Source organism: Euzebyella marina, assembly GCF_014855515.1.
GTDB lineage: Bacteria > Bacteroidota > Bacteroidia > Flavobacteriales > Flavobacteriaceae > Euzebyella > Euzebyella marina.
The window spans coordinates 1,914,613-1,939,553 of the sequence record NZ_JACYFK010000001.1; the positions used below are offsets into that span (position 1 = coordinate 1,914,613).

A 24,941-nucleotide genomic window follows, 5' to 3' on the forward strand; every position below is an offset into this window, starting at 1 on the left:
AAAATGAGAAAAAAACAGGCAAAAAAGAGACCGCTTTTACCGGATCCAAGGTATGGTGATCAATTGGTCACCCGTTTCGTCAATATGATGATGTGGGATGGTAAAAAATCTATAGCTTTTAATGTTTTCTACAATGCAATGGATATTGTAGAAGAAAAGAAGACTGACGAGGAGAAGTCGGCCTTGGAACTTTGGAAAGACGCTCTTTCAAATGTAATGCCCCATGTCGAAGTTAGGAGTAGAAGGGTTGGGGGTGCTACTTTTCAGATTCCAATGCAAATTCGTCCTGACCGTAAAATTTCTACCGCTATGAAGTGGTTGATCAGTTTTGCGAGAAAAAGGAATGAAAAGGGTATGGCTCAAAAACTAGCGGCTGAAATTTTAGCTGCTGCGAAGGAAGAAGGTGCTGCTGTTAAGAAAAGAGTTGATACGCACAAGATGGCAGAGGCAAATAAAGCATTTTCCCACTTTAGATTTTAATCAGAAATGGCAAGAGATTTAAAATATACTAGAAATATAGGTATCGCTGCTCACATTGATGCCGGAAAGACGACTACTACTGAGCGTATTCTTTTTTACACTGGTGTTAGTCATAAAATTGGTGAGGTGCACGATGGTGCGGCCACTATGGACTGGATGGAGCAGGAGCAAGAGCGTGGTATTACCATTACTTCAGCTGCAACAACTTGTACTTGGAGGTTTCCGATGGAAAACGCTCAGCCGTTACCTGATACCAAAGATTATCACTTTAATATTATTGACACTCCTGGTCACGTTGATTTTACGGTAGAGGTTAACCGTTCCCTTCGTGTTTTGGATGGTTTGGTTTTCTTGTTCAGTGCGGTTGATGGGGTTGAGCCTCAGTCTGAGACTAACTGGCGTTTAGCTGATAATTATAAGGTTCCTAGAATTGGTTTTGTTAATAAAATGGACCGTCAAGGAGCTAACTTCTTAAACGTTTGTACGCAAGTGCGCGAGATGTTAGGTTCTAATGCTGTGCCGATCGTTCTTCCTATCGGGGATGAAGCTGATTTTAAAGGTATAGTTGACTTGGCCAAGAACAGGGCTATTGTATGGCACGAAGAGAATTTTGGTTCTACGTTCGATGTGGTCGATATTCCTGAGGATATGAAGGCTGAAGTAAAGGAGTACAGAGCTGCTCTTATCGAGGCTGTTGCAGAATATGATGAGGAATTGATGGAGAAATTCTTCGAAGATGAAGATTCTATCACTGAAGAAGAAGTTCACGCTGCCTTAAGAGCTGCCGTTATGGATAGGGCTATTATACCAATGGTTTGTGGTTCTTCTTTTAAGAATAAGGGTGTTCAGTTCTTGTTGGATTGCGTTTGTAGATATCTGCCATCACCTATAGATAAAGATGATATTGTAGGTACTAATCCTGATACGGGAGCGGAAATTAGTAGAAAGCCAGATGTTAAAGAGCCTTTCTCGGCTTTGGCATTTAAGATTGCTACAGACCCTTTTGTTGGTAGATTAGCGTTTTTTAGAACCTACTCTGGTAGACTTGATGCCGGTTCTTATATATTGAATAACCGCTCGGGTAAAAAAGAGCGTATTTCTCGAATCTATCAGATGCATTCGAATAAGCAAAATGCTATCGAATATATTGAAGCTGGTGATATAGGTGCTGCGGTAGGTTTTAAAGATATTAAGACTGGTGATACCATGTCTGCCGAAAATGCTCCAATTATTTTGGAGAGTATGGATTTTCCTGATCCGGTAATCGGTATCGCTGTTGAGCCTAAAACAAAGGCTGATGTAGATAAATTGGGTATGGCTTTGGCTAAATTGGCTGAGGAGGATCCAACTTTCCAGGTGAAGACCGATGAGGCTTCAGGTCAGACTATTATATCTGGTATGGGCGAGCTTCATTTAGATATTATCGTTGATCGTCTTAGAAGAGAGTTTAAGGTAGAGGTGAACCAAGGTCAACCTCAGGTAGAGTATAAAGAAGCGCTAACAAGAGGTGCTGACCATAGAGAGGTTTACAAGAAGCAGTCTGGTGGTCGTGGTAAATTCGCAGATATTGTATTTACTATGGGGCCTGCCGATAGCGAAGAAGTGACGGGTCTTGAGTTTGTTAACGAGATAAAGGGTGGTAATATTCCTAAAGAATTCATTCCTGCTGTTGAAAAAGGCTTTAAAGAGGCTATGAAAAATGGTCCATTGGCCGGGTTCGAGATGGATAGTATGAGAGTAGTTCTTAAGGATGGGTCTTTCCATGCTGTGGATTCTGATTCTCTATCTTTCGAATTGGCTGCTAAGTTAGGTTATAAGTCTGCTGCAAAAGCTGCTGGTGCCGTATTGATGGAGCCTATTATGAAGATTGAAGTATTGACGCCTGAAGAAAACATGGGTGATATCGTAGGTGACCTTAACCGTAGAAGAGGTACTATCTCCAATATGAGTGATAGGGCAGGTTCTAAAGTTGTAAAAGGTGAAGTGCCATTATCGGAGATGTTCGGTTATGTAACGTCATTAAGAACATTGTCTTCAGGTAGGGCAACGTCAACTATGGAATTCTCTCACTATGCTGAGACACCATCGAATATTGCTGAGGAAGTTATTAAGGCAGCTAAAGGAGTAACCGCTTAATTGTTAGAAAGATGAGCCAAAAAATTAGGATAAAACTAAAATCTTACGATCACAATCTAGTGGATAAGTCTGCTGAGAAAATCGTAAAAACGGTAAAGACTACCGGGGCAGTGGTTACTGGACCTATTCCTTTACCAACGCATAAAAAAATCTTTACAGTGTTGCGTTCGCCGCACGTAAATAAGAAATCTAGAGAGCAATTCCAACTTAGTTCTTACAAGAGGTTGTTGGATATTTACAGCTCTTCGTCAAAAACTATCGATGCGCTTATGAAGTTAGAGCTTCCTAGTGGTGTTGAAGTTGAGATTAAGGTTTAAGTAGATTTTACTGAAAGCTGTCTTCAATAGACGGTAGACATGTCCTGCGCTGCGTGCAAAGGAAAAACGGAAACAAAAATTAATTCGGGGTCGAATAATTTTTGACCCTGTTTTTTTGTCTGAAAGTTGAATAGAGTAATTAAATAAATATGAACGGACTAGGGTTCTTGGTAATCTAAAAGTCCATAATTTAAATCAAGTATGTCTGGGTTAATAGGTAAAAAAGTGGGCATGACCAGCATCTTTGACGAGAATGGGAAGAATATTCCTTGCACCGTTATAGAAGCAGGACCATGCGTAGTTACCCAAGTCAGAACCGAAGAAGTTGATGGGTATAATGCACTTCAACTTGGTTTCGATGACAAGGCAGATAAACGTGCCAACAAGGCTGAAACAGGCCACTTTAAAAAAGCTGGTACTTCGCCTAAAAAGAAAGTTGTCGAATTTCAAGGTTTTGAGGGGGAGTTCAAATTAGGTGACACTGTAGGTGTCGATCTTTTCACCGAAGGTGAATTTGTCGATGTCGTCGGTACTTCTAAGGGAAAAGGCTTTCAAGGTGTAGTAAAACGTCACGGTTTTGGTGGTGTCGGTCAATCTACGCACGGTCAGCACAACAGGTTAAGAGCACCTGGTTCTATTGGTGCTGCCTCGTATCCTGCTCGTGTTTTTAAGGGCTTGAAAATGGCCGGTAGAATGGGTGGTGAGCGTGTTACAGTTCAGAACCTGCGTGTATTAAAAGTGGTTCCTGAAAAGAATCTTTTAGTTGTAAAAGGGGCTGTTCCGGGACATAAAAATTCATACGTAACTATTCAAAGGTGGGAGTAATGAAGGTAGCAGTATTAGATATTAAAGGAAAAGAAACAGGTAGAAAAGCTGAGCTTTCAGATTCTGTTTTCGGTATTGAGCCAAATAATCACGCTGTTTATTTAGATGTAAAACAGTACTTGGCCCATCAGAGACAAGGTACTCACAAGGCCAAAGAACGTGGCGAGATTGCTGGTAGTACACGTAAGATAAAGAAGCAGAAGGGTACAGGTACCGCTCGTGCAGGTAGCATCAAGTCGCCTGTATTTAGAGGTGGTGGACGAATTTTTGGTCCTAGACCAAAAGATTATGTCCAAAAACTTAACAAAAATGTTAAGAGATTGGCTAGAAAGTCTGCTTTGAGTATAAAGTCAAAAGAGAATGCCATTCTAGTTGTTGAAGATTTCAATTTTGAGACTCCGAAAACAAAAGATTTTAAAGAGATTTTGAAGTCTCTGGGCATAGACAATAAAAAGTCTTTGATTGTCTTGGGTGATTCAAATAATAGCGTATATTTGTCTTCGCGAAATTTGAAGGGCTCAGAAGTTGTAACTTCCTCAGAAATAAGCACTTACAAAATAATGAACGCTAATAATGTAGTGTTTGTTGAAGGTGCTTTAGAAGGATTGGAGTCAAACCTAAATAAAAAATAAGCCATGAGCGTGTTGATAAAACCGATAATTACCGAAAAAATGACCGCAGAAAGCGAGTTGTATAATAGGTATGGCTTTATTGTGAATCCTGAAGCCAATAAAATTCAGATCAAAGAAGCTGTAGAGGCTACTTATGGTGTGGCGGTCAAAAAAGTGAGAACCATGAATTATGGTCCTACTAGAAAGACGCGTTATACTAAAACTGGTATACAGCATGGTAAGACCAATTCGGTCAAGAAAGCTATTGTTGATGTTGAAGAAGGTGACATCATCGATTTTTACAGTAATCTATAAAGACGCAAAATGTCAGTTAGAAAATTAAAACCTATCACTCCTGGACAGCGTTTTAGAGTAGTAAACGGATTTGACGCGCTTACTGCTGATAAGCCGGAGAAGAGCTTGCTCGCTCCGTTAAAAAAGTCGGGAGGTAGAAACAGTCAAGGAAAAATGACCATGCGCCATAGAGGTGGAGGTCATAAGAGAAGGTATCGTGTTATCGATTTTAAAAGGGATAAGCAAGATGTTGCTGCTACCGTAAAGTCGATTCAGTATGATCCTAACAGAACAGCTTTTATTGCATTATTGGAGTATTCCGATGGTGAGAAAAGATATATAATTGCCCAGAACGGCCTTCAGGTCGGTCAAGAGATAAGTGCTGGTTCTTCTGTGGCTCCTGAAATCGGGAATGCGCTGCCTTTGAGTGCTATTCCTTTAGGAACCATTATTTCGTGTATTGAATTGCGTCCTGGTCAGGGTGCTGTAATGGCGAGAAGTGCTGGAACTTTTGCTCAGTTAATGGCGAAAGATGGAAAATTCGTCACCGTTAAAATGCCATCTGGCGAGACCAGGTTGATTTTGTCTACATGTATGGCTACTATCGGGGCTGTGTCCAATTCGGATCATCAATTGTTGGTTTCTGGTAAAGCTGGTAGAAGTAGATGGTTGGGTAGAAGGCCTAGAACAAGACCGGTTGCTATGAACCCTGTTGATCACCCAATGGGTGGTGGTGAAGGAAGGGCTTCCGGAGGTCACCCAAGGTCTAGAAATGGTATTCCTGCTAAAGGGTATAGAACCAGGATCAAGACCAAGAAAACGAATAGATATATTTTAGAACGTAGAAAGAAATAAAAAGTAAAGAAAAATGGCACGTTCATTAAAAAAAGGACCATACGTTCACTATAGCTTGGAGAAGAAAATCCAACAAAATGTATCTTCAGGTAAGAAGAGTGTGATCAAAACGTGGTCAAGAGCATCGATGATTACCCCTGATTTTGTAGGTCTTACTATCGCGGTTCACAATGGAAGACAATTTGTTCCAGTATTTGTTACCGAGAATATGGTAGGTCATAAGTTAGGTGAATTTTCTCCTACCCGTTCTTTCAGAGGGCATGCAGGAGCTAAGAATAAAGGAAAGAAGTAAGTAAGCTATGGGAGTTCGAAAAAAACAAATGGCCGAAAGGTTAAAGGCTGAAAAGAAGCAATTGGCTTTTGCCAAGTTGAATAACTGCCCGACATCACCAAGAAAAATGCGTTTGGTTGCAGACTTGGTGCGTGGTGTAGAAGTTGAAAAGGCTTTGGCTATTCTTAGGTTCAATCCTAAAGAGTCATCACGTAAGTTAGAGAAGCTATTGTTGTCTGCTTTGGCTAACTGGCAAGCAAAAAATGAAGAAGCAAGTGTTGAAGACGCTGGTCTTTTCGTAAAGGAAATTCGTGTTGATGGTGGTACTATGTTGAAAAGGTTGCGTCCTGCACCTCAGGGTAGAGCACACAGAATCAGAAAACGTTCAAACCATGTTACTTTGGTTTTAGGGTCTAATAATAATATAGAGAGCTAGAATGGGACAGAAAACAAATCCAATAGGAAATCGTCTTGGAATCATCAGAGGATGGGAGTCTAACTGGTATGGTGGAAATGATTACGGCGATAAACTAGCTGAAGACAATAAAATTCGTAAGTATATCCATGCGCGTTTGGCAAAGGCTAGCGTGTCTAGGGTGATTATTGAAAGAACTCTTAAGTTGATTACGATTACCGTGACTACTGCAAGACCAGGTATTATTATTGGTAAGGGTGGTCAAGAAGTTGATAAACTTAAAGAAGAGCTTAAGAAAATCACGAACAAAGAGGTTCAGATCAATATCTATGAGATAAAGAGACCTGAATTAGATGCTAATTTGGTTGCTGCGAGTATCGCAAGACAGATTGAAAGTAGAATTTCTTTCAGAAGGGCAATTAAAATGGCTATCGCTGCTGCAATGAGAATGAATGCAGAGGGTATTAAAGTGCAGATTTCTGGTCGTTTGAACGGAGCTGAAATGGCGCGTTCCGAATCTTACAAAGATGGCCGTATTCCTCTTTCTACTTTTCGTGCCGATATCGATTATGCCTTACAAGAGGCACAGACTACTTATGGTAAGCTGGGTATCAAAGTATGGATAATGAAAGGCGAGGTCTATGGTAAGAGAGATTTGTCTCCATTAGTGGGTATGACAAAAGGCCAGTCTAAAGGAGGTGATAAACGAGATAGTGGTAGAAAACCACGTCGTAGAAAGTAATTTAAAAAAGTAGTAAGCAATGTTACAGCCAAAAAGAACCAAGTTCCGAAAGATGCAGAAAGGCCGCATGAAAGGTATTGCGGGCCGAGGGTTTCAATTGTCGAACGGCATGTTCGGAATCAAGACATTGGATTCTAAATTTATAACATCACGTCAAATAGAGGCGGCGCGTATCGCAGCCACTAGATATATGAAACGTCAAGGTCAGCTTTGGATCAAAATCTTTCCGGACAAGCCTATCACTAAAAAGCCTCTTGAGGTGCGTATGGGTAAAGGTAAAGGTGCTCCAGAATATTTTGTGGCAGTTGTTAAACCGGGAAGAGTTCTTTTTGAAGTATCCGGTGTTCCTATGGAAGTTGCCAAGGAAGCGTTGCGACTTGCTGCTCAAAAGTTACCTGTGCGAACTAAGTTTATCGTAGCTCGTGATTATGTTGAAGAAACAATTTAAGGTGTATCATGAAAAATAAAGAAATTAAAGAACTGTCTGTCGAAGAGCTAAAAGAAAAGCTTGCCGAGTATAAGAAACAACATGCAGACCTTAAAATGGCACATTTTGTTACACCGTTAGAAAATCCTCTTCAAATAAGAACAGCTAGAAGAACGGTGGCTAGATTGGCAACGGAATTAACTAATAGGGAAAACCAATAATTGGTTCTGCTTTATGGAAGAAAAAAGAAACTTAAGAAAAGAGAGAATCGGGGTGGTAACCAGTAACAAAATGGAGAAATCCATTGTTGTTTCAGAGGTGAAGCGAGTAAAGCACCCTATGTACGGTAAATTCGTATTGAAGACCAAGAAGTATGTGGCTCATGACGAGAAGAATGACTGCAACGAAGGTGATACCGTTAAGATTATGGAGACCCGTCCGTTGAGTAAGACTAAGTGTTGGAGATTAGTAGAAATCTTAGAAAGAGCTAAATAATTATGTTACAGCAAGAATCAAGATTAAAGGTAGCAGACAATACCGGTGCCAAAGAGGTTTTGACCATTAGGGTGCTTGGTGGTACCAAAAGAAGATATGCTTCTGTAGGTGATAAGATTGTTGTTGCCGTTAAAGAGGCTACACCGAATGGTGGTATTAAGAAAGGTGCTGTTTCTACAGCGGTAGTTGTAAGAACTAAAAAAGAGGTAAGAAGGCCTGATGGTTCGTACATCCGTTTCGACGACAACGCTTGTGTATTATTGAACCCAAGTGGGGAGATGAGAGGTACGCGTGTGTTCGGTCCTGTTGCAAGAGAATTGCGTGACAAGCAGTTTATGAAAATTGTTTCATTGGCCCCTGAGGTACTTTAATATAGTAGATCATGATAAAGTTGAAAATAAAAACAGGAGATACGGTTCGAATCGTTGCCGGAGACCATAAAGGTACCGAAGGTAAAGTAATGTCCGTAGACCGTGAAAAGAATAAAGCTATCGTTGAGGGTGCTAATTTGGTTTCTAAACATCAGAAGCCTAGCGCACAGAATCCTCAGGGTGGTATCGTAAAGAAAGAGGCTCCTATTCATATTTCTAATCTGGCTTTGATCGATGCGAAGACAGGTGAGACTACGAGGGTAGGATACGAAGAAAGGGACGGAAAGAAAGTACGTTTTTCCAAGAAATCCAATGAAGTAATATAGTTATGGCTTACGTTTCAAGATTAAAAACGGAATATAAGGAGCGTATCGTTAATGCGCTCAAAGAAGAGTTCGGTTACAACAATATTATGGAGGTACCGAAGCTTCAGAAAATTGTCGTAAGTAGAGGTGTTGGAGCTGCTGTGGCAGACAAAAAGTTAATTGACCATGCGGTTGATGAACTTACAACTATTACTGGGCAAAAAGCTGTAGCGACGATGTCTAAGAAAGATGTTGCTACCTTTAAATTGCGTAAAGGTATGCCAATTGGCGCTAAAGTAACCTTGAGAGGTGAGAGAATGTACGAATTTTTAGATCGTTTGATTACTTATGCATTGCCTCGCGTAAGAGATTTTCAAGGTATACGGGCTACAGGTTTTGATGGTCGTGGTAATTATAGCTTGGGTGTTACTGAGCAAATTATTTTCCCTGAAATCAATATTGATAGAATTAATAGAATTAACGGAATGGATATTACTTTCGTTACTTCTGCCCAAACCGATAAAGAAGCGAAGTCTCTATTAACTGAATTAGGATTACCTTTTAAAAAGAACTAGAATGGCTAAAGAATCAATGAAAGCGCGTGAGCGCAAAAGGGCAAAAACAGTTGCTAAATATGCTGAAAAGCGTAAGGCTTTAAAGGAAGCCGGTGATTACGAAGCATTGCAAAAGTTGCCAAGAAATGCTTCTCCCGTTCGTATGCATAATAGATGCAAGTTGACAGGTAGGCCAAAGGGGTATATGAGAACATTCGGTATCTCTAGGGTTATGTTCAGGGAAATGGCTAACCAAGGTCTTATTCCCGGAGTTAAAAAGGCAAGCTGGTAAAAGAGTTTAACTGGTTTCAGGTTCGCAATAAAGCGAAAACCGTTACCAAATTATATAGAAATGGTCACAGATACTATTGCAGATTATCTAACTAGAGTTAGAAATGCCAGCAGGGCTGGTCACAGAGTGGTGGAGATTCCATCGTCTAAAGTAAAAAGAGAAATAACTAAGATATTGTTCGATCAGGGCTATATTTTAAGTTATAAGTTTGAAGAGGATAAATTTCAGGGTACTATTAAAATCGCCTTGAAATATGACAAGGAGACCAAAGAGCCTGTTATCAGAAAAATTCAAAGGGTAAGTAAGCCAGGTTTACGTAAGTATACCGGTGCCGATACCTTGCCAAGGGTTTTGAATGGTTTGGGTATAGCTATAGTCTCTACTTCTCACGGAGTGATGACCAGTAAGCAGGCCAAGAACGAGAATGTAGGTGGTGAGGTACTTTGCTACGTATATTAATAAGGAATAAAGTATTTAAGACATGTCAAGAATAGGTAATAATCCGATAGTGATTCCTGAGGGAGTGACAGTTGATATAAAAGGAAACGAGGTCGTCGTTAAAGGGAAATTAGGAGAGCTTACTCAAGATTTTTCTTCAGTCGATATCAAGGTTGAAGATGGTCAGGTAGTAGTGGAAAGACCTTCAGACTTAAAAGATCATAAAGCAAAGCACGGTCTGTATCGCGCATTGATCAATAACATGATCAAAGGTGTGTCGATTGGGTGGACCAAACAGCTGGAGTTAGTTGGTGTGGGTTATCGTGCCAGTAACCAAGGTCAGAAGCTTGATTTGGCTTTAGGGTTTTCTCACAACATTGTGTTAGACCTAGCTCCTGAAATCAAGGTAGAGACTACTTCGGAAAAAGGTAAGAACCCTATAGTTAAATTGACATCTCACGACAAGCAATTGGTAGGTCAGATAGCAGCCAAGATACGATCATTTCGTAAGCCAGAGCCTTACAAAGGAAAAGGTATCAAGTTCGTGGGCGAGCAATTACGTAGAAAAGCAGGTAAATCAGCTTAATAGTATATCATGGCATTATCAAAGAGCGAAAGAAAACAAAGAATACGTAGAAGAATCAGAAAAGTTTCTTCAGGTACTGCAGAGAGACCAAGACTTTCTGTATTTAGAAGTAACAGTGCCATCTATGCACAGGTTATAGATGATAACGAAGGAAAAACCCTTTTGTCTGTTTCTTCTAGAGATAAACAATTTGCCGATGCTAAAGGCACCAAAACTGAAATAGCTACTGAGGTAGGTAAGACGGTTGCCGAGAAATGCAAAGAGGCAGGTATAGAGAAAGTTGCTTTTGATAGGGGCGGAAACCTTTATCATGGTAGAGTTAAAGCATTGGCTGAAGGGGCCCGTGAAGCAGGACTAAATTTTTAAATAATACTATGTACCAGAAATACAAAAACGTAGAGACTGTTAAACCTGGCGGTTTAGATTTAAAAGATAGATTGGTAGGTATTCAGCGTGTTACCAAAGTGACCAAAGGTGGTAGAGCTTTTGGATTTTCGGCCATAGTTGTTGTTGGTGACGAGAATGGTGTTGTCGGTAGCGGTTTGGGTAAATCTAAAGAAGTTGCTACAGCTATTGCCAAGGCAATCGAAGATGCAAAGAAGAACCTTATTCGTATACCATTGAACAAAGGTACGCTTCCACACGAGCAAAAAGGTAAATATGGTGGTGCAAGAGTATATATTCAACCAGCATCTCATGGTACCGGGGTTATTGCCGGTGGTGCCGTTCGTGCGGTATTGGAGTCTGTTGGAGTTCAAGACGTACTTTCAAAATCACAAGGATCGTCGAACCCTCATAACGTAGTTAAGGCTACTTTCGATGCATTATTGCAACTTAGGGATGCTGGTACCGTAGCTAAGCAAAGAGGTGTTTCCCTAGACAAAGTCTTTAAAGGATAATATACAATACGATGGCTAAGAAATTACAGGTTAAGCAGCTAAAGAGCAGTATCAAGAGACCTCAAAACCAGAAAAGAACTCTTGAGGCCTTAGGTCTTAAGAAAATAGGTCAGGTTGTGGAGCATGAAGCTACCCCCAACATTCTTGGTATGATAGATAAAGTTAAACATTTGGTTTCTACACAAGAAGCCTAATATAGAAGATAATAATGGATTTAAGCAATCTTAAACCAGCGGAAGGTTCAACAGGTAAAGCGGGTAAAAGAGTCGGTAGAGGACAAGGTTCTGGAAAAGGCGGAACCGCTACCCGTGGTCACAAAGGGGCAAAATCTAGATCTGGTTATTCTAAGAAAATCGGTTTCGAAGGTGGTCAAATGCCTTTGCAGCGTCGTGTTCCAAAATTCGGTTTCACGAACATCAACCGTGTAGAATACAAAGGTATCAACTTGAGTAAGTTGCAAGAGCTTGTCGATAATAAGATTATCAAAGACGAGGTTACCGTAGATACTTTAGTTGAAAATGGTTTGGCTAAAAGAAGCGAGCTAATAAAAATATTGGGCGGTGGGGAACTTAAGTCTTCCCTTAAAGTTTCCGTGCATAAATTTACGGCTAGTGCCAAAGCGGCCATAGAAGCTGCTGGCGGAGAAGCAATAAATTTATAAGCATACCCTACTATGAAGAAATTTTTCGAGACCATATCCAACATCTGGAAGATTGAAGAACTAAGAAACCGCATATTGGTAACACTTAGTTTGCTTTTGGTGTACCGTTTTGGTTGCCAGATTGTTCTTCCGGGTATCGATTCAACACAATTGGCTGCATTGGCCTCAGGTACCGATCAAGGTATCTTTGGGTTATTGAATGCTTTTACCGGAGGTGCTTTTGCAAATGCTTCGGTTTTTGCGTTGGGTATCATGCCATATATCTCTGCATCGATTGTGGTGCAGTTGATGAGTATCGCCATTCCATATTTGCAAAAGTTGGATAAGGAGGGTGAAAGTGGTAGAAAAACAAAAAATCAGATTACCCGTTGGTTAACGATTGGTATCTGTGTTGTTCAGGCTCCGGCTTATCTATACGGTCTTGAAGCCTTTGGTGTACAGGATAGTGCCTTCTTATTGGGTAAAGGACTTGATTTTATGATTCCTGCCGTTGTGATTTTGGTGACGGGCTGTGTGTTTGCAATGTGGTTAGGTGAAAAAATTACTGATAAAGGTATCGGTAATGGTATTTCACTTTTGATTATGATTGGTATTATTGCAACAATGCCTCAGTCGTTCGTTCAAGAGTTTTACTCTAGAACAACCAACAACACAGGTGGTTTGATGTTCATTTTAATTGAAATCATTCTTTGGTTCTTGGTTATTCTTGCAAGTGTTCTTTTGGTAATGGCTACGCGTCAGATACCAGTTCAATATGCAAGAAGAACTGCTTCTGGTGGGTATGAGAAGAATATAATGGGTTCGCGTCAGTACATTCCGCTAAAGTTGAATGCTTCTGGTGTAATGCCGATTATATTTGCCCAGGCAATTATGTTCGCTCCAAGCTTAATTGGTAAGACATTTAATGATACTGCGGCAGGGCAATGGATGGAAGTTCAGTTCCAAGATATTTTTGGTCTGGCATACAATGTTCTTTTTGCCGTATTGATTATCATATTTACTTACTTCTATACCGCCATTACGGTACCAACGAATAAGATGGCCGATGACTTGAAAAGAAGTGGAGGTTTTATTCCGGGTATTAGACCTGGAAAAGAAACGGGAGATTTTTTGGATAAGGTTATGTCTTTAATAACTTTGCCGGGTTCTATCTTTTTGGCCTTATTGGCAGTTTTGCCAGCTTTGGTCGTAAAGTTGATGGACCTTCAGGCCAATTGGGCCCTGTTTTATGGTGGAACTTCACTTTTGATTATGGTCGGTGTTGCCATCGATACAGTTCAGCAAGTGAACGCGTATCTATTGAACAGGCATTATGATGGTTTGATGAAAACCGGTAAAAACAGAAAAGTAGCATAAGTATGGCTAAACAAGCTGCAATAGAACAAGACGGATCTATAATTGAAGCATTGTCAAATGCAATGTTTCGTGTTGAATTGGAAAACGGGCATGTAGTTACTGCTCACATTTCCGGTAAGATGCGTATGCATTATATAAAATTGCTTCCAGGTGATAAGGTTAAGTTAGAAATGAGCCCTTATGACCTGACCAAGGCTAGAATTACTTATAGGTATTAATAAGAGAGAAAGATAGCGAGATGAAAGTTAGAGCATCAGTTAAAAAAAGAAGTGCCGACTGCAAAATTGTACGCAGAAAGGGCAGGTTGTATGTAATCAACAAGAAGAATCCTAGATTTAAACAAAGACAAGGATAATTATGGCAAGAATTGCGGGTATAGACATACCAAAACAAAAGAGAGGTGTAATTGCCTTGACCTACATTTACGGTATTGGAACAAGTAGGGCTAAAGAAATTTTGGAAAAAGCCAATGTGAGTGAAGACGCAAAGGTATCTGATTGGAATGATGATGAGATAGGCCGTATTAGAGAGGCTGTATCAGGTTATACCATTGAAGGTGAGCTTCGTTCAGAAACGCAGTTGAACATTAAGCGTTTAATGGATATTGGTTGTTACCGTGGTATTCGTCATAGAGCTGGTCTTCCACTTCGCGGTCAACGTACCAAGAACAATTCTAGAACCAGAAAAGGAAAAAGAAAAACGGTTGCTAACAAGAAAAAGGCAACTAAATAATAAGTAGGTTATTATGGCAAAGGCAACTTCAAAAGCAGGTGCAAAAGCGGCTAAAAAACGTAAAGTAATCGTTGACTCAGTGGGTGAGGCCCACGTGACCGCCTCTTTCAATAATATCATTATTTCGCTTACCAATAAAAAAGGAGACGTAATTTCTTGGTCTTCTGCAGGTAAGATGGGTTTTAGGGGATCAAAAAAGAATACTCCCTACGCGGCTCAAGTAGCAGCTGAAGAATGTGCTAAAACTGCACACGAAGCCGGTCTTAGAAAGGTGAAAGTTTATGTTAAGGGGCCTGGTAACGGTAGAGAGTCTGCTATTCGTGCCGTACACAACTCTGGTATCGAAGTAACAGAAATCATTGATGTTACTCCAATGCCGCACAATGGTTGTAGACCACCAAAAAGAAGAAGAGTTTAATTCGTTTTATTCACTATAAATTTCACGGGAAGTGTAGTTAACGATTATCGAAGGATAAGCCTTAATTCATAATCACACTTCCAAATTAAAAGAAAATGGCAAGATATACAGGACCTAAAAGTAAAATCGCCCGTAAGTTCGGCGAAGCTATCTTCGGAGACGATAAGTCATTCGAAAAGAAGAATTACCCTCCAGGACAACACGGAAACAACAGACGCCGAGGTAAAAAATCGGAGTATGCCGTTCAATTAATGGAGAAACAAAAAGCTAAGTATACCTACGGTATTTTAGAAAAGCAGTTTAGAAACATTTTCGCCAACGCCAAAAGAAAAGAAGGTGTTACCGGTGAAATTTTACTACAACTTTGCGAATGCAGGTTGGATAACGTTGTTTACCGCATGGGTATCGCTCCTTCAAGAAGAGGTGCTAGACAACTTGTGTCGCACAGACATATTACTGTAAACGGAGAGTTGGTCAATATTCCTTCATATACCTTGAAAGCAGGTGATGTAGTTGGTGTTCGTGAAAAATCAAAGTCACTTCAGGTGATCGGCGATTCATTAGACGCCCAAAGCAATGTTTATGAGTGGATTACCTGGAACTCTGAAAAGAAAGAAGGTACTTTTGTTTCAGTACCTGAGAGAATCCAAATTCCAGAGAATATCAAAGAACAATTAATAGTTGAGCTTTACTCTAAATAACATAGAACACTAATTCACATGGCATTATTTAATTTCCAGAAACCTGATAAAGTTATAATGATCGATTCCTCGGATTTCGAAGGTAAGTTCGAATTCCGTCCATTGGAACCTGGTTATGGATTGACTGTCGGGAACGCACTAAGAAGAGTATTGCTTTCTTCTTTGGAAGGTCATGCAATTACATCCGTCAGAATCGATGGTGTCGAGCATGAGTTTTCCGTGATTTCGGGTGTTGTTGAAGACGTTACCGAAATCATCCTGAATCTTAAACAAGTAAGGTTCAAAAAGCAAATAGACGATTCAGAAGCTGAAGTAGTTTCTATATCTGTTAGCGGTAAAGAACAATTGACCGCTGGTGATTTTCAGAAATTCATTTCTGGATACCAAGTGTTGAACCCAGATTTGGTAATCTGCAACATGGATCCAAAAGTGAGTATAAATATGGAGATTGTTATCGACAAAGGTCGTGGCTATGTTCCAGCTGAAGAGAATAAGAAGTCGAACGCAGCACTAGGTAGTATTGCAATCGACTCTATCTTTACTCCTATCAAGAACGTAAAGTATAGCATTGAAAACTTTCGTGTAGAGCAGAAGACGGACTATGAAAAATTGGTTTTCGAAATCGTGACCGATGGATCGATTCATCCTAAAGATGCACTTACAGAAGGAGCCAAAGTTTTGATACACCACTTTATGTTGTTCTCTGATGAGAGAATTACATTAGAGGCTGATGAGATTGCTCAAACTGAAACATATGATGAAGAATCTTTGCATATGCGTCAGTTGTTGAAAACTAAATTGGTAGATATGGATCTTTCAGTTCGTGCCTTGAATTGTTTGAAGGCGGCTGAAGTAGATACATTAGGTGATTTGGTTTCGTTCAATAAAAACGATTTGATGAAATTCAGAAACTTCGGTAAAAAATCATTGACCGAATTAGAAGAATTGGTAATCAATAAAGGTCTAAGTTTTGGAATGGACCTTTCAAAATATAAGTTAGATAAAGATTAATCGATATTTCTTACAGGATAGGGATACACCCTCAGTTGGAGAAATATAATAGACAAGAGAAATGAGACACGGTAAAAAGGTCAATCATTTAGGAAGAAAGACAGCGCACAGAAAGGCGATGTTGGCCAATATGGCATGTTCCTTGATCGAGCACAAGAGAATCAACACTACGGTAGCAAAGGCAAAGGCATTGAAACAATTCGTTGAGCCATTGATAACCAAAGCGAAGGCAGAGAACAATATTTCTGCTGAAAAAGGAACGCACAATCGTCGTATCGCTTTTAAGAACCTGCGAAACAAATATGCGGTAACTGAATTGTTCAGTACAGTTGCTGAACAGGTGGGCGATAGGCCTGGTGGTTATACCAGAATTATAAAATTAGGTAACCGTCTTGGTGATAACGCTGATATGGCAATGATTGAGTTAGTTGATTTCAATGAGCTTTACAATGCTGGTAAGCCTAAGAAGAAATCTACGAGAAGAAGTAGAAGAAGTGGTGGCAAAAAAGAGGAAGAAGCTAAGGTAGATGCACCTGCAGCTCCAAAAGAAGAGGCAGCTGAAGCTCAAGCCGATGTTGAAAATGTAACAGACGATTCAGAAGAATAAGATGTACATAACTCATAATAAATTGAAAAGGATAAACTTAATAGTTTATCCTTTTTTTATGTTTAATTTTGAAAATTAAGAAAGAGTAGCATATATGAAGTATCAATCAAGAAGAAAAGCGTTATTATTATTGGCCGACGGCACTATATTCTACGGCAAGTCGGTTGGAGACAAAGAGGGTACCGCATTTGGTGAGGTTTGTTTTAATACGGGTATGACCGGTTATCAAGAGATTTTTACCGACCCATCTTATTTTGGTCAATTGATGGTTACTACCAATGCCCACATCGGTAACTATGGTACCAATGTTGAAGAAGTGGAATCGGATTCTGTTAAAATATCCGGGCTTATTTGCCGAAATTTCAGTTACGAATATTCGCGTCCAAGAGCTGATAAAAGTTTAGAGGATTTTTTGAATGATAATAAATTATTTGCCATATCTGATGTAGACACTAGGGCTTTGGTCAGTTATATACGTGATAATGGCGCAATGAATGCGGTTATATCGACCGATGTGAACAATATTGATGGTCTCAAAAAACAATTGGCGGAAGTGCCTAGTATGGAAGGTCTTGAATTGGCTTCAAAAGTTTCTACGAAAGAGCCATATTTCATAGGCGACGAATCTGCAACCTTTAAAATTGCTGCCTTGGATATAGGCATTAAGAAGAATATTTTAAGAAATCTGTCAAAAAGAGATTCTTATATAAAAGTTTTCCCTTTTGACGCTTCTTTTGATGAAATGCAATCTTGGGAACCGGATGCCTATTTCATTTCTAACGGACCTGGTGATCCTGAGCCTTTGGTCGATGCGATAGCGGCTGCCAAAAAAATGATTGATAGTGGTAAGCCGGTGTTCGGTATATGTTTGGGCCATCAAGTCATAGCCTTGGCAAAGGGTATATCGACCTATAAAATGCACAATGGGCATAGAGGCATCAACCATCCAATTTTAAATTTGGTAACCGGTAAAGGTGAAATTACTTCGCAAAACCATGGTTTTGCTGTTAATAGAGAAGAAACCGAAGCCAATAGTGATGTTGAAATCACACATGTTCACCTTAATGACAATACCGTAGCCGGTATTAAGCTGAAAGATAAAGATGTATTTTCGGTGCAGTACCACCCAGAAGCTAGTCCTGGGCCACATGACGCTGATTATTTGTTCGACCAGTTTTTCGATTTGATCAAAAGTAAATCGGTACAAACAGTTTAGGTTAAGCAATCGTTATTTCCTGATAAATAGAGCGGTTTCTCTAAGCTTTATGCTATTAGGGTTTTGTATATTTGTTCACCTTGAAAAGCAATACTTTTCCAACTAAAAATATTTTTATGAGTATTATATTAAGCGTTCACGCAAGACAGATTTTAGATTCTAGGGGTAACCCTACCGTAGAGGTAGATGTAGTTACCGAAAATGGTGTAATGGGAAGGGCTGCAGTTCCATCCGGTGCTTCAACTGGAGAACATGAGGCCGTAGAATTGCGTGATGGCGGTAACACTTTTATGGGTAAGGGTGTTAGTAAAGCAGTTGAAAATGTCAACACTTTGATTTCTGAAGAAATCTTAGGCATGTCGGTCTTTGAACAAAACTTGATCGATCAGGTAATGTTAGATTTAGATGGTACACCAAATAAATCAAAATTAGGTGCCAACGCCATACTTGGTGTTTCTCTTGCGGTAGCAAAGGCTGCTGCCAATGAATTGGGCATGCCACTATATCGCTACGTAGGCGGTGTAAGTGCTAATACATTGCCGGTGCCTATGATGAACATCATTAACGGTGGCTCGCATTCAGATGCGCCGATTGCATTTCAAGAATTTATGATTATGCCGGTTAAGGCGAAAGATTTCACCCACGCCATGCAGATGGGTACTGAAATTTTCCATAATCTTAAAAAAGTTTTACACGATAGAGGTTTGAGTACTGCTGTAGGTGATGAAGGTGGTTTTGCCCCTAATCTGGCAGGCGGTACCGAAGATGCTTTAGATACGATTGCGAAGGCGGTTGAGAAAGCGGGTTACAAACTTGGTGACGAAGTGATGATTGCCCTGGATTGTGCCTCTGCAGAGTTCTATGTGGATGGTAAGTACGATTATACAAAATTCGAAGGCGATAAAGGGGTTGTAAGAACTTCACAAGAGCAAGCTGAGTATTTGGCAGAGCTTTGTTCTAAATATCCGATTATCTCTATCGAAGACGGTATGGATGAGAACGACTGGGATGGTTGGAAAACTTTGACCGAAATAGTAGGTGATAAAGTTCAATTGGTAGGTGACGATTTGTTTGTGACTAACGTTGAGCGTCTCTCTAGGGGAATCGAGCAAGGTATCGCCAATTCGATTCTTATCAAGGTAAACCAGATAGGAACTCTTACCGAGACTATAGCGGCGGTCAATATGGCCAAGAATGCTGGTTATACTTCAGTAATGAGCCACCGTTCAGGAGAAACCGAAGATAATACCATTGCCGATTTGGCCGTGGCACTTAATACCGGACAGATTAAGACCGGTTCTGCTTCCCGTTCCGATAGAATGGCCAAGTACAACCAACTCTTGAGAATAGAAGAAGAATTAGGTGATACAGCATATTATCCAAAAGAAAAAGCTTTTAAGATTCAGTAGAATTTTAATGTTTTCCTAATAAAAAAGCCTTTCTTTTCAGAAATAACCGAAGAGAAAGGCTTTTTTTTGGTTCATTCGTAAACTTTACTTACCTTTTTCCAGTAACGGATAATTTTAGATTTTCAATGAATAATTTTCTTTTTGTAGCTGCTGAGAATGATGCAATCCCCGATTGCAAGGCAGGTGGTATGGGCGATGTAGTACGTGATGTACCCAGAGAGATTGCCAAACGAGGTGATAAGGTTCATGTGATCGTCCCGTCTTATTCGAGAATTCACAAGACCGGAACATTTAGAACCCAGTTGAATTTCCGGTTGCGCGGTACTGACTATTCGGCCGAACTCTATGCTGTTCCTCCCAAAAAGAACATTGAAAATATCATTCATTATGTAATACACCATCCTGAGATTACTGAAGGAGGTATTGCCCATATCTATCATGATGATCCTACGGAGCCATTTTTTAATGACTATATAAAATTCATAATATTTAACACCGCTGTTGCCGAAGCGGTTAAGATGGGTGCTTTTGGAGAATTGGATATTGTGCACATGCACGATTGGCATTCCAGTGCCATGTTGTTCTTGAAAACTTATCACCCCGATTATCAGGTTTTAAAGAAAATGCGGTATGTATATAGCATACATAATTTGGCCATTCAGGGTATTCGACCATTTTATGATAATTATGCTTCGGTACATAACTTCTTTCCCGAAATTCAACTCGACCACCAAAATTTGCAAGACCCGCGCTACCAAGATTGCATTAATCTTATGGCGGTGGGCATTCGTTTGGCTGATGCCGTTCATACCGTTTCACAAGCTTATAAAGAAGATATATTATTACCAAGTGCAAGGCCTGAATTTGTAGGCGGCGAAAGTCTTGAGGTTGATTTAAGAAATGCCGATAATGAAGGTCGCTTGTTCGGAATCTTAAATGCCTCTAACTATGCCAACGTTCGTCAGGCAGAAAAGGGACTATTGTATCGAAATACGGTCAAGGCCTTGTTTCGTTGGCTTCAAGACGAATCAAAAAAGTATAAAGCAGACTTTTTGGCGCATACCGGTGAGAAAATCATGGAGTATGTATCCAACAAACCTAAGTTTATTGTGTCGAGTGTAGCTAGGTTGACGGAGCAGAAGTTTTATTTTCTAATGCGTTCTCCTGAGTCTTTTGAAAAAATACTGGACAGGCTAAAAGAAGTTGATGGCATTTTTATGCTTTTGGGTACGGGCGATCCCGATTATGAGCACTTGTTTAGAGAGATGAGCTACAAGCATAAAAACTTCATATTTACCAATGGGCAATCAGAAGATCTCATCGATTCTATGTATTTAGAAACTGATCTTTATTTCATGCCCAGCCTATTTGAACCATGTGGTATTAGTCAAATGTTGGCCATGAGAAACGGCAACCCATGTTTGGTACATCATACAGGAGGATTAAAAGACACTGTTGAGCACATGAAAACCGGTTTTGCCTTTGACGGTCAAACTTTCAATGCCAAACTTGAGGATATGGTGAATAAGTTGGATGAGGCCCTGAATGTCTGGGAGCATGATCAAGCGACCTGGAAGAAAATTAAGGCAAACGCCAAAAAAATGAGGTTCACCTGGGAGAAATCTTTAGATGAATACTACAATAAATTGTATCTGTTGTAATATCTACAAATTACTATCAAAAAGTGTTGTTAATAATGGGCGAAAGCCGAGGGTATAATTGTTAAGATTACCCTTTTTTATTAATTTTACGGTTCACTTAAATTTTAGTAAAAACTACAAATGTCAGATAAAGCTACTTTAGAGTACGAAGGTCAGAAATACGAATTCCCGGTTATTACAGGTTCTGAAAATGAGCTTGCCATAGATATAAAAACTTTACGCTCGGTAACGGGTGGCATGATTACGATTGATCCTGGTTATAAGAACACGGGATCTTGTGCTAGTGCTATTACATTTTTAGATGGGGAAAAGGGTATTTTAAGATATAGAGGGTATTCTATTGAAGAGTTGGCCGAAAAGGCCGATTTTCTTGAAGTAGCCTATCTGTTGATTTTTGGTGAACTTCCAAATAAGGAAGAGTTGGCCAAATTTCATAAAGATATCAAGGATGAATCTCATGTAGATGAGGAGATGAAAAAGATTTTGGACAGTTTTCCAAAGTCAGCTCACCCAATGGGGGTTCTTTCTTCTTTGACCAGTGCCTTGATAGCTTTCAACCCGTCTACGGTAGATATCTCTTCCGAAAAAGATATGTACCACGCCATCGTACGTATATTGGCAAAATTTCCGGTATTGGTAGCTTGGACGCTTCGTAAGAAAAAGGGTCTTCCACTTGATTATGGTGATGATACCTTAGGTTATGTTGAGAACATTCACAAAATGATGTTCAAGAGACCTAACCAAACTTATCAAAAGAATGAAATTGTTATCAACGCTTTAGATAAGTTGTTGATATTGCATGCAGATCACGAGCAAAACTGTTCTACTTCTACAGTAAGAATCGTAGGTTCTTCACATGCTGGTCTTTTTGCCTCTCTATCAGCTGGTATATCTGCACTTTGGGGTCCTTTACATGGAGGTGCTAACCAAGCCGTTCTAGAAATGTTAGAGGCTATTGAAGCAGACGGTGGCGACACTAAAAAATATATGGCGAAAGCGAAGGATAAAGAGGATCCTTTCAGATTGATGGGCTTTGGTCACAGAGTATATAAAAACTTTGATCCTAGAGCCAAGATTATTAAAAAAGCAGCTGATGAGGTTCTTGGTGATTTAGGTATCGAAGACCCAATTCTTGATATTGCTAAAGGTTTGGAAAAAGAAGCCTTAGAGGATCAATATTTTGTTGATAGAAAACTATATCCCAACGTCGATTTCTATTCAGGTATTATTTACCGTGCTTTAGGTATTCCAACTGAAATGTTCACTGTAATGTTCGCTTTGGGCCGTCTACCAGGTTGGATTGCCCAATGGAGAGAAATGAGATTAAGAGGTGAGCCGATAGGAAGGCCTAGACAGGTTTACATCGGTGAAAAACAGAGACCTTTCGTTGAAGTTGACCTTCGATAATAAGAATAACTTAAAAATTATTACGCCCTTTCATTAATTTGAAAGGGCGTTTTTTATTGGCCAAATACTACCTTTGTTACATTTAAAACACCAAGGTATGTTGCAGTTAAATGTGAACGATGAGATTTCAAGATTACGTTCGGTAGTGCTAGGTACGGCCAAAAGTTGTGGTCCGGTGCCTAAGCCCGATGAAGCCTATGATCCCAAATCATTGGAACATATTTTGGCCGGAACCTATCCTTTAGAAGAAGAAATGGTTAAAGAAATGGAAGCTTTTGCTAAAGTTTTCAGAAAATACGATGTTGAGGTCTTTCGTCCTGAGGTAATTGAAAATTGCAATCAAATTTTTTCTAGGGACATTGCCTTTGTCATCGGCGATAAACTAATTATTGCCAATATTTTACCTGATCGAGAACAAGAGGTAGAGGCTATTTTGCATGTTTTGGAAGAAATTGACGAGCAGAACATTATTCGTCCGCCAGAGGAAGTGCATGTTGAAGGAGGAGATGTGATGCCTTGGAACGATTATATTTTTATAGGTACCTACACCGCAGATGACTATGCGACCCATATTACGGCGCGTACTAACAAAGCGGCGGTCGAATTTATCTCTCAGCTATTTCCTCAAAAAAAGATAAGGCCTTTCGAATTAAGAAAATCGAAGAATGCGCGTGAAAATGCCTTGCATTTAGATTGCTGTTTTCAACCATTGGGCAAGGGTAAAGCTATTTTGCACAGAAACGGTTTTTTGGTAGAAGACGAGTACCGGTGGCTGGTAGACTTTTTTGGAAAGGAAAATATTTTTGAAATCTCGGCTGAAGAGATGTACCATATGTACAGTAATGTTTTTTCTATTTCACCTGATGTGGTCGTTTCCGAAAGAAATTTTACGAGACTGAACAATTGGCTTAGGGAAAATGGCTTTACGGTAGAAGAAATACCTTATTCGGAAATTGCCAAACAAGAAGGCTTGTTGAGATGTAGTACGCTGCCATTGGTGAGGGAGTGAGGTTATCTATTTTTCGAAAGCTCTTTTAGTATTTTTACGGCCTTAGGTCCGTCGGTGTAGTCAACAAAAAGGTGATCGTGATAAAAACCTGCAATTACGTTGCAGCTAATTTGGTGGCTGGTCAAGGCATTTGAAAAGACGGCAGTTAAGCCAATCGCCTCAAGTGAAGAGTGTACCTCCAGCGTTATCCAAGCGGCAACAAATTCATAGTTCATTCCTAATTTAACGGCATTTTCAAGAGATAAGATAAGGGTGGTTCCTTCTTTCTCGGTAAAGGTGCCGATAACAGACTCAATAGGCACAGATTTATCTGAGCTTTGGGAGGTAAAAACATATTTTCCAGGGTGGAGAACAGGCTTTAAATTCTTTAAAAGATGCTCTAAATTATTTTCTCCTGACATTCAATGGACTTTTAAATTGACTAAAATAAGATTTTAAAGAAAGCCTTTAATCGCTCGTCAAAAAAACTAATTTTGCCTTATCAATTTTGAAATGTCTATGCAGATTACAAATACGATATTGATGGTTCGGCCAGTAAATTTTAGAATGAACGAGCAGACCGCCATCAACAACTTTTTTCAAGAAGATTTAGAGCTCAAGAATGCTGTTATCAATAAAAAGGCACAAGATGAGTTCGACGGTTTTGTAAACAAACTTCGAGCCCAGGGTGTAAACGTGGTTGTGGTAGACGATACGCTCGAACCGAATACACCTGACTCTATATTTCCGAATAACTGGATATCTTTTCACGAAGATGGCACGGTAGCCCTATACCCCATGTTTGCCGAAAACCGCAGAGAAGAGAGGCGCGAGGATATTTTGGATTTTTTAGAGGATAACGGATACCGAATCGATAACATCATTGATTATACCTCGGCCGAAGAAGATGATTTATTTTTGGAATCTACGGGTAGTATGATTCTGGATAGGGTAAATAAAAAGGCATACTGTGCCTTGTCCGACCGTGCCGATGAAGAGCTATTTATTGAATTTTGTGAAGATTTTGAGTTTACCCCGGTAGTTTTTACTGCCAATCAATCGGTAGATGGCAAGCGTATGCCTATTTATCATACCAATGTAATGATGTGCCTTGCAGAAGATTTCGCTGTCATCTGTCTAGATGCTATAGATGATAAAAAAGAGAAGAAGAACGTATTGTTTCATCTAAAACAAGATGGTAGGGAAGTAATTTCTATAAGTGAATCACAAATGCATCAATTTGCGGGTAACATGCTTCAAGTCATAGGTTCAAATGGTACCCGTTTCTTGGTGATGAGCACATCGGCCTATAAGAGCCTATCAAAACAGCAGTTGAAGCAGATTGAAAGTAAATGCAGTATTCTTCATAGTTCGTTAGATACCATAGAGACTTGTGGCGGTGGCAGTGCTCGCTGTATGATGGCTGAAGTGTTCTTGCCAAAGTTCGAGAATTGATCTATT

38 protein-coding genes are annotated in these 24,941 nt (G+C 39.8%); 37 read left to right on the forward strand and 1 reads right to left on the reverse strand.

The features are described 5' to 3' along the window. The first annotated feature begins 3 nt into the window (after positions 1-3). The 36 genes from rpsG (at position 4) to IL356_RS07940 (ending at position 23,501) form a co-directional block, all read left to right on the forward strand. A complete protein-coding gene (rpsG, locus tag IL356_RS07765) occupies positions 4-480 on the forward strand; it encodes a 30S ribosomal protein S7 (protein ID WP_121850013.1) in 477 nt (158 codons plus the stop codon). A 6-nt stretch (positions 481-486) separates the two neighbouring features. Further along, positions 487-2,616 carry an elongation factor G gene (gene fusA / locus IL356_RS07770; RefSeq protein ID WP_121850012.1) on the forward strand — a complete coding sequence of 710 codons (2,130 nt, stop codon included), beginning with the start codon at positions 487-489 and terminating at the stop codon, positions 2,614-2,616. A gap of 11 nt (positions 2,617-2,627) precedes the next feature. Beyond that, on the forward strand, positions 2,628-2,933 hold the full coding sequence (gene rpsJ, locus IL356_RS07775; protein WP_007094989.1) for a 30S ribosomal protein S10: 306 nt from the start codon (positions 2,628-2,630) through the stop codon (positions 2,931-2,933). Positions 2,934-3,134: 201 nt separating this feature from the next. Continuing rightward, positions 3,135-3,758 (forward strand): 50S ribosomal protein L3, encoded by a 624-nt coding sequence (gene rplC, locus IL356_RS07780; protein WP_121850011.1) that lies wholly within the window; start codon positions 3,135-3,137, stop codon positions 3,756-3,758. Continuing rightward, positions 3,758-4,390, forward strand: coding sequence for a 50S ribosomal protein L4 (gene rplD / locus IL356_RS07785; RefSeq protein WP_121850010.1), 633 nt, complete (start codon positions 3,758-3,760; stop codon positions 4,388-4,390). Before rplC ends, rplD begins: the two co-directional genes overlap by 1 nt. Before the next feature lie 3 nt (positions 4,391-4,393). Continuing rightward, on the forward strand, positions 4,394-4,684 hold the full coding sequence (rplW, locus tag IL356_RS07790) for a 50S ribosomal protein L23 (protein ID WP_121850009.1): 291 nt from the start codon (positions 4,394-4,396) through the stop codon (positions 4,682-4,684). Positions 4,685-4,693: 9 nt separating this feature from the next. Then, positions 4,694-5,518 carry a 50S ribosomal protein L2 gene (gene rplB, locus IL356_RS07795; protein ID WP_121850008.1) on the forward strand — a complete coding sequence of 275 codons (825 nt, stop codon included), beginning with the start codon at positions 4,694-4,696 and terminating at the stop codon, positions 5,516-5,518. Between the two features lie 13 nt (positions 5,519-5,531). Continuing rightward, positions 5,532-5,810 carry a 30S ribosomal protein S19 gene (gene rpsS, locus IL356_RS07800; protein ID WP_121850007.1) on the forward strand — a complete coding sequence of 93 codons (279 nt, stop codon included), beginning with the start codon at positions 5,532-5,534 and terminating at the stop codon, positions 5,808-5,810. A gap of 7 nt (positions 5,811-5,817) precedes the next feature. Continuing rightward, positions 5,818-6,225 (forward strand): 50S ribosomal protein L22, encoded by a 408-nt coding sequence (rplV, locus tag IL356_RS07805; RefSeq protein ID WP_121850006.1) that lies wholly within the window; start codon positions 5,818-5,820, stop codon positions 6,223-6,225. Position 6,226: 1 nt separating this feature from the next. Continuing rightward, on the forward strand, positions 6,227-6,946 hold the full coding sequence (gene rpsC / locus IL356_RS07810; protein WP_121850005.1) for a 30S ribosomal protein S3: 720 nt from the start codon (positions 6,227-6,229) through the stop codon (positions 6,944-6,946). A 19-nt stretch (positions 6,947-6,965) separates the two neighbouring features. After that, positions 6,966-7,394, forward strand: a complete 429-nt coding sequence (rplP, locus tag IL356_RS07815) for a 50S ribosomal protein L16 (protein ID WP_121850004.1) — start codon at positions 6,966-6,968, stop codon at positions 7,392-7,394. 8 nt (positions 7,395-7,402) lie between these two features. Then, positions 7,403-7,594: a 50S ribosomal protein L29 gene (gene rpmC, locus IL356_RS07820; protein WP_121850003.1), complete on the forward strand. Its 192-nt coding sequence runs from the start codon at positions 7,403-7,405 to the stop codon at positions 7,592-7,594. Between the two features lie 13 nt (positions 7,595-7,607). Continuing rightward, on the forward strand, positions 7,608-7,868 hold the full coding sequence (gene rpsQ / locus IL356_RS07825; RefSeq protein WP_121850002.1) for a 30S ribosomal protein S17: 261 nt from the start codon (positions 7,608-7,610) through the stop codon (positions 7,866-7,868). 2 nt (positions 7,869-7,870) lie between these two features. Next, positions 7,871-8,239 carry a 50S ribosomal protein L14 gene (rplN, locus tag IL356_RS07830; RefSeq protein WP_121850001.1) on the forward strand — a complete coding sequence of 123 codons (369 nt, stop codon included), beginning with the start codon at positions 7,871-7,873 and terminating at the stop codon, positions 8,237-8,239. Positions 8,240-8,250: 11 nt separating this feature from the next. Further along, complete coding sequence (gene rplX, locus IL356_RS07835; RefSeq protein ID WP_225621411.1) at positions 8,251-8,565, forward strand: 50S ribosomal protein L24; 315 nt, start codon at positions 8,251-8,253, stop codon at positions 8,563-8,565. 2 nt (positions 8,566-8,567) lie between these two features. Continuing rightward, complete coding sequence (gene rplE, locus IL356_RS07840; protein WP_121850000.1) at positions 8,568-9,119, forward strand: 50S ribosomal protein L5; 552 nt, start codon at positions 8,568-8,570, stop codon at positions 9,117-9,119. Position 9,120: 1 nt separating this feature from the next. Beyond that, positions 9,121-9,390, forward strand: a complete 270-nt coding sequence (gene rpsN / locus IL356_RS07845) for a 30S ribosomal protein S14 (protein WP_121849999.1) — start codon at positions 9,121-9,123, stop codon at positions 9,388-9,390. Positions 9,391-9,450: 60 nt separating this feature from the next. After that, positions 9,451-9,849: a 30S ribosomal protein S8 gene (gene rpsH / locus IL356_RS07850; RefSeq protein WP_121849998.1), complete on the forward strand. Its 399-nt coding sequence runs from the start codon at positions 9,451-9,453 to the stop codon at positions 9,847-9,849. A gap of 22 nt (positions 9,850-9,871) precedes the next feature. Continuing rightward, entirely contained in the window at positions 9,872-10,414 is a 543-nt protein-coding gene (gene rplF, locus IL356_RS07855; protein ID WP_121849997.1) for a 50S ribosomal protein L6, read from the forward strand. 9 nt (positions 10,415-10,423) lie between these two features. After that, entirely contained in the window at positions 10,424-10,780 is a 357-nt protein-coding gene (gene rplR, locus IL356_RS07860; RefSeq protein WP_121849996.1) for a 50S ribosomal protein L18, read from the forward strand. A gap of 8 nt (positions 10,781-10,788) precedes the next feature. After that, complete coding sequence (gene rpsE, locus IL356_RS07865; RefSeq protein WP_121849995.1) at positions 10,789-11,313, forward strand: 30S ribosomal protein S5; 525 nt, start codon at positions 10,789-10,791, stop codon at positions 11,311-11,313. 11 nt (positions 11,314-11,324) lie between these two features. Continuing rightward, complete coding sequence (gene rpmD, locus IL356_RS07870; RefSeq protein ID WP_121849994.1) at positions 11,325-11,507, forward strand: 50S ribosomal protein L30; 183 nt, start codon at positions 11,325-11,327, stop codon at positions 11,505-11,507. A 14-nt stretch (positions 11,508-11,521) separates the two neighbouring features. Beyond that, positions 11,522-11,974 (forward strand): 50S ribosomal protein L15, encoded by a 453-nt coding sequence (gene rplO / locus IL356_RS07875; RefSeq protein ID WP_121849993.1) that lies wholly within the window; start codon positions 11,522-11,524, stop codon positions 11,972-11,974. 12 nt (positions 11,975-11,986) lie between these two features. After that, complete coding sequence (gene secY / locus IL356_RS07880; RefSeq protein ID WP_121849992.1) at positions 11,987-13,330, forward strand: preprotein translocase subunit SecY; 1,344 nt, start codon at positions 11,987-11,989, stop codon at positions 13,328-13,330. Between the two features lie 2 nt (positions 13,331-13,332). Then, positions 13,333-13,548, forward strand: a complete 216-nt coding sequence (gene infA / locus IL356_RS07885) for a translation initiation factor IF-1 (RefSeq protein ID WP_013305172.1) — start codon at positions 13,333-13,335, stop codon at positions 13,546-13,548. Between the two features lie 20 nt (positions 13,549-13,568). Beyond that, positions 13,569-13,685 carry a type B 50S ribosomal protein L36 gene (ykgO, locus tag IL356_RS07890; protein ID WP_013305171.1) on the forward strand — a complete coding sequence of 39 codons (117 nt, stop codon included), beginning with the start codon at positions 13,569-13,571 and terminating at the stop codon, positions 13,683-13,685. A 2-nt stretch (positions 13,686-13,687) separates the two neighbouring features. Continuing rightward, complete coding sequence (gene rpsM / locus IL356_RS07895; RefSeq protein ID WP_121849991.1) at positions 13,688-14,062, forward strand: 30S ribosomal protein S13; 375 nt, start codon at positions 13,688-13,690, stop codon at positions 14,060-14,062. 13 nt (positions 14,063-14,075) lie between these two features. Continuing rightward, entirely contained in the window at positions 14,076-14,480 is a 405-nt protein-coding gene (gene rpsK, locus IL356_RS07900) for a 30S ribosomal protein S11 (RefSeq protein WP_121849990.1), read from the forward strand. Between the two features lie 95 nt (positions 14,481-14,575). Further along, positions 14,576-15,181 carry a 30S ribosomal protein S4 gene (gene rpsD / locus IL356_RS07905; protein ID WP_121849989.1) on the forward strand — a complete coding sequence of 202 codons (606 nt, stop codon included), beginning with the start codon at positions 14,576-14,578 and terminating at the stop codon, positions 15,179-15,181. Between the two features lie 18 nt (positions 15,182-15,199). Continuing rightward, complete coding sequence (locus IL356_RS07910) at positions 15,200-16,192, forward strand: DNA-directed RNA polymerase subunit alpha (RefSeq protein ID WP_121849988.1); 993 nt, start codon at positions 15,200-15,202, stop codon at positions 16,190-16,192. Positions 16,193-16,253: 61 nt separating this feature from the next. Then, positions 16,254-16,799, forward strand: coding sequence for a 50S ribosomal protein L17 (gene rplQ, locus IL356_RS07915; protein ID WP_121849987.1), 546 nt, complete (start codon positions 16,254-16,256; stop codon positions 16,797-16,799). Between the two features lie 94 nt (positions 16,800-16,893). Beyond that, positions 16,894-18,015, forward strand: coding sequence for a glutamine-hydrolyzing carbamoyl-phosphate synthase small subunit (gene carA, locus IL356_RS07920; protein ID WP_121849986.1), 1,122 nt, complete (start codon positions 16,894-16,896; stop codon positions 18,013-18,015). 116 nt (positions 18,016-18,131) lie between these two features. Beyond that, positions 18,132-19,424, forward strand: coding sequence for a phosphopyruvate hydratase (gene eno / locus IL356_RS07925; protein WP_121850782.1), 1,293 nt, complete (start codon positions 18,132-18,134; stop codon positions 19,422-19,424). A gap of 125 nt (positions 19,425-19,549) precedes the next feature. Then, positions 19,550-21,085, forward strand: coding sequence for a glycogen synthase (locus tag IL356_RS07930; RefSeq protein WP_121849985.1), 1,536 nt, complete (start codon positions 19,550-19,552; stop codon positions 21,083-21,085). Positions 21,086-21,205: 120 nt separating this feature from the next. After that, positions 21,206-22,492 carry a citrate synthase gene (locus IL356_RS07935; protein WP_121849984.1) on the forward strand — a complete coding sequence of 429 codons (1,287 nt, stop codon included), beginning with the start codon at positions 21,206-21,208 and terminating at the stop codon, positions 22,490-22,492. Between the two features lie 97 nt (positions 22,493-22,589). Next, the gene (locus IL356_RS07940; RefSeq protein WP_121849983.1) at positions 22,590-23,501 is read left to right on the forward strand and encodes a dimethylarginine dimethylaminohydrolase family protein; all 912 of its coding nucleotides are present in this window, start codon (positions 22,590-22,592) and stop codon (positions 23,499-23,501) included. A gap of 2 nt (positions 23,502-23,503) precedes the next feature. Here IL356_RS07940 and IL356_RS07945 read toward each other — a convergent pair whose 3' ends face one another. Next, on the reverse strand, positions 23,504-23,902 hold the full coding sequence (locus tag IL356_RS07945; RefSeq protein ID WP_121849982.1) for an ACT domain-containing protein: 399 nt from the start codon (positions 23,900-23,902) through the stop codon (positions 23,504-23,506). Between the two features lie 97 nt (positions 23,903-23,999). Here IL356_RS07945 and ctlX point away from each other — a divergent pair, with 97 nt between their 5' ends. Then, on the forward strand, positions 24,000-24,935 hold the full coding sequence (ctlX, locus tag IL356_RS07950) for a citrulline utilization hydrolase CtlX (protein ID WP_121849981.1): 936 nt from the start codon (positions 24,000-24,002) through the stop codon (positions 24,933-24,935). Positions 24,936-24,941 lie beyond the last annotated feature (6 nt).

Excerpts from the sequence above, each read along its gene's own strand:
- rplX (WP_225621411.1), top strand. The coding sequence starts at position 8,251 with ATGATAAAGTTGAAAATAAAAACAGGAGATACGGTTCGAATCGTTGCC.
- carA (WP_121849986.1), top strand. The coding sequence starts at position 16,894 with ATGAAGTATCAATCAAGAAGAAAAGCGTTATTATTATTGGCCGACGGC.
- rpsK (WP_121849990.1), top strand. The coding sequence starts at position 14,076 with ATGGCAAAGGCAACTTCAAAAGCAGGTGCAAAAGCGGCTAAAAAACGT.
- rpsG (WP_121850013.1), top strand. The coding sequence starts at position 4 with ATGAGAAAAAAACAGGCAAAAAAGAGACCGCTTTTACCGGATCCAAGG.
- infA (WP_013305172.1), top strand. The coding sequence starts at position 13,333 with ATGGCTAAACAAGCTGCAATAGAACAAGACGGATCTATAATTGAAGCA.
- rplV (WP_121850006.1), top strand. The coding sequence starts at position 5,818 with ATGGGAGTTCGAAAAAAACAAATGGCCGAAAGGTTAAAGGCTGAAAAG.
- rpsM (WP_121849991.1), top strand. The coding sequence starts at position 13,688 with ATGGCAAGAATTGCGGGTATAGACATACCAAAACAAAAGAGAGGTGTA.
- secY (WP_121849992.1), top strand. The coding sequence starts at position 11,987 with ATGAAGAAATTTTTCGAGACCATATCCAACATCTGGAAGATTGAAGAA.
- rpsD (WP_121849989.1), top strand. The coding sequence starts at position 14,576 with ATGGCAAGATATACAGGACCTAAAAGTAAAATCGCCCGTAAGTTCGGC.
- rpsJ (WP_007094989.1), top strand. The coding sequence starts at position 2,628 with ATGAGCCAAAAAATTAGGATAAAACTAAAATCTTACGATCACAATCTA.
- rpmC (WP_121850003.1), top strand. The coding sequence starts at position 7,403 with ATGAAAAATAAAGAAATTAAAGAACTGTCTGTCGAAGAGCTAAAAGAA.
- ykgO (WP_013305171.1), top strand. The coding sequence starts at position 13,569 with ATGAAAGTTAGAGCATCAGTTAAAAAAAGAAGTGCCGACTGCAAAATT.
- rpsQ (WP_121850002.1), top strand. The coding sequence starts at position 7,608 with ATGGAAGAAAAAAGAAACTTAAGAAAAGAGAGAATCGGGGTGGTAACC.
- IL356_RS07945 (WP_121849982.1), bottom strand. The coding sequence starts at position 23,902 with ATGTCAGGAGAAAATAATTTAGAGCATCTTTTAAAGAATTTAAAGCCT.
- IL356_RS07930 (WP_121849985.1), top strand. The coding sequence starts at position 19,550 with ATGAATAATTTTCTTTTTGTAGCTGCTGAGAATGATGCAATCCCCGAT.
- rplO (WP_121849993.1), top strand. The coding sequence starts at position 11,522 with ATGGATTTAAGCAATCTTAAACCAGCGGAAGGTTCAACAGGTAAAGCG.
- rpsC (WP_121850005.1), top strand. The coding sequence starts at position 6,227 with ATGGGACAGAAAACAAATCCAATAGGAAATCGTCTTGGAATCATCAGA.
- IL356_RS07940 (WP_121849983.1), top strand. The coding sequence starts at position 22,590 with ATGTTGCAGTTAAATGTGAACGATGAGATTTCAAGATTACGTTCGGTA.
- rpsN (WP_121849999.1), top strand. The coding sequence starts at position 9,121 with ATGGCTAAAGAATCAATGAAAGCGCGTGAGCGCAAAAGGGCAAAAACA.
- rpmD (WP_121849994.1), top strand. The coding sequence starts at position 11,325 with ATGGCTAAGAAATTACAGGTTAAGCAGCTAAAGAGCAGTATCAAGAGA.
- rplC (WP_121850011.1), top strand. The coding sequence starts at position 3,135 with ATGTCTGGGTTAATAGGTAAAAAAGTGGGCATGACCAGCATCTTTGAC.
- rplD (WP_121850010.1), top strand. The coding sequence starts at position 3,758 with ATGAAGGTAGCAGTATTAGATATTAAAGGAAAAGAAACAGGTAGAAAA.
- rplN (WP_121850001.1), top strand. The coding sequence starts at position 7,871 with ATGTTACAGCAAGAATCAAGATTAAAGGTAGCAGACAATACCGGTGCC.
- rplP (WP_121850004.1), top strand. The coding sequence starts at position 6,966 with ATGTTACAGCCAAAAAGAACCAAGTTCCGAAAGATGCAGAAAGGCCGC.
- ctlX (WP_121849981.1), top strand. The coding sequence starts at position 24,000 with ATGCAGATTACAAATACGATATTGATGGTTCGGCCAGTAAATTTTAGA.
- rplW (WP_121850009.1), top strand. The coding sequence starts at position 4,394 with ATGAGCGTGTTGATAAAACCGATAATTACCGAAAAAATGACCGCAGAA.
- rplF (WP_121849997.1), top strand. The coding sequence starts at position 9,872 with ATGTCAAGAATAGGTAATAATCCGATAGTGATTCCTGAGGGAGTGACA.
- IL356_RS07935 (WP_121849984.1), top strand. The coding sequence starts at position 21,206 with ATGTCAGATAAAGCTACTTTAGAGTACGAAGGTCAGAAATACGAATTC.
- rpsE (WP_121849995.1), top strand. The coding sequence starts at position 10,789 with ATGTACCAGAAATACAAAAACGTAGAGACTGTTAAACCTGGCGGTTTA.
- rpsS (WP_121850007.1), top strand. The coding sequence starts at position 5,532 with ATGGCACGTTCATTAAAAAAAGGACCATACGTTCACTATAGCTTGGAG.
- fusA (WP_121850012.1), top strand. The coding sequence starts at position 487 with ATGGCAAGAGATTTAAAATATACTAGAAATATAGGTATCGCTGCTCAC.
- rplB (WP_121850008.1), top strand. The coding sequence starts at position 4,694 with ATGTCAGTTAGAAAATTAAAACCTATCACTCCTGGACAGCGTTTTAGA.
- rplE (WP_121850000.1), top strand. The coding sequence starts at position 8,568 with ATGGCTTACGTTTCAAGATTAAAAACGGAATATAAGGAGCGTATCGTT.
- rplR (WP_121849996.1), top strand. The coding sequence starts at position 10,424 with ATGGCATTATCAAAGAGCGAAAGAAAACAAAGAATACGTAGAAGAATC.
- rplQ (WP_121849987.1), top strand. The coding sequence starts at position 16,254 with ATGAGACACGGTAAAAAGGTCAATCATTTAGGAAGAAAGACAGCGCAC.
- eno (WP_121850782.1), top strand. The coding sequence starts at position 18,132 with ATGAGTATTATATTAAGCGTTCACGCAAGACAGATTTTAGATTCTAGG.
- rpsH (WP_121849998.1), top strand. The coding sequence starts at position 9,451 with ATGGTCACAGATACTATTGCAGATTATCTAACTAGAGTTAGAAATGCC.
- IL356_RS07910 (WP_121849988.1), top strand. The coding sequence starts at position 15,200 with ATGGCATTATTTAATTTCCAGAAACCTGATAAAGTTATAATGATCGAT.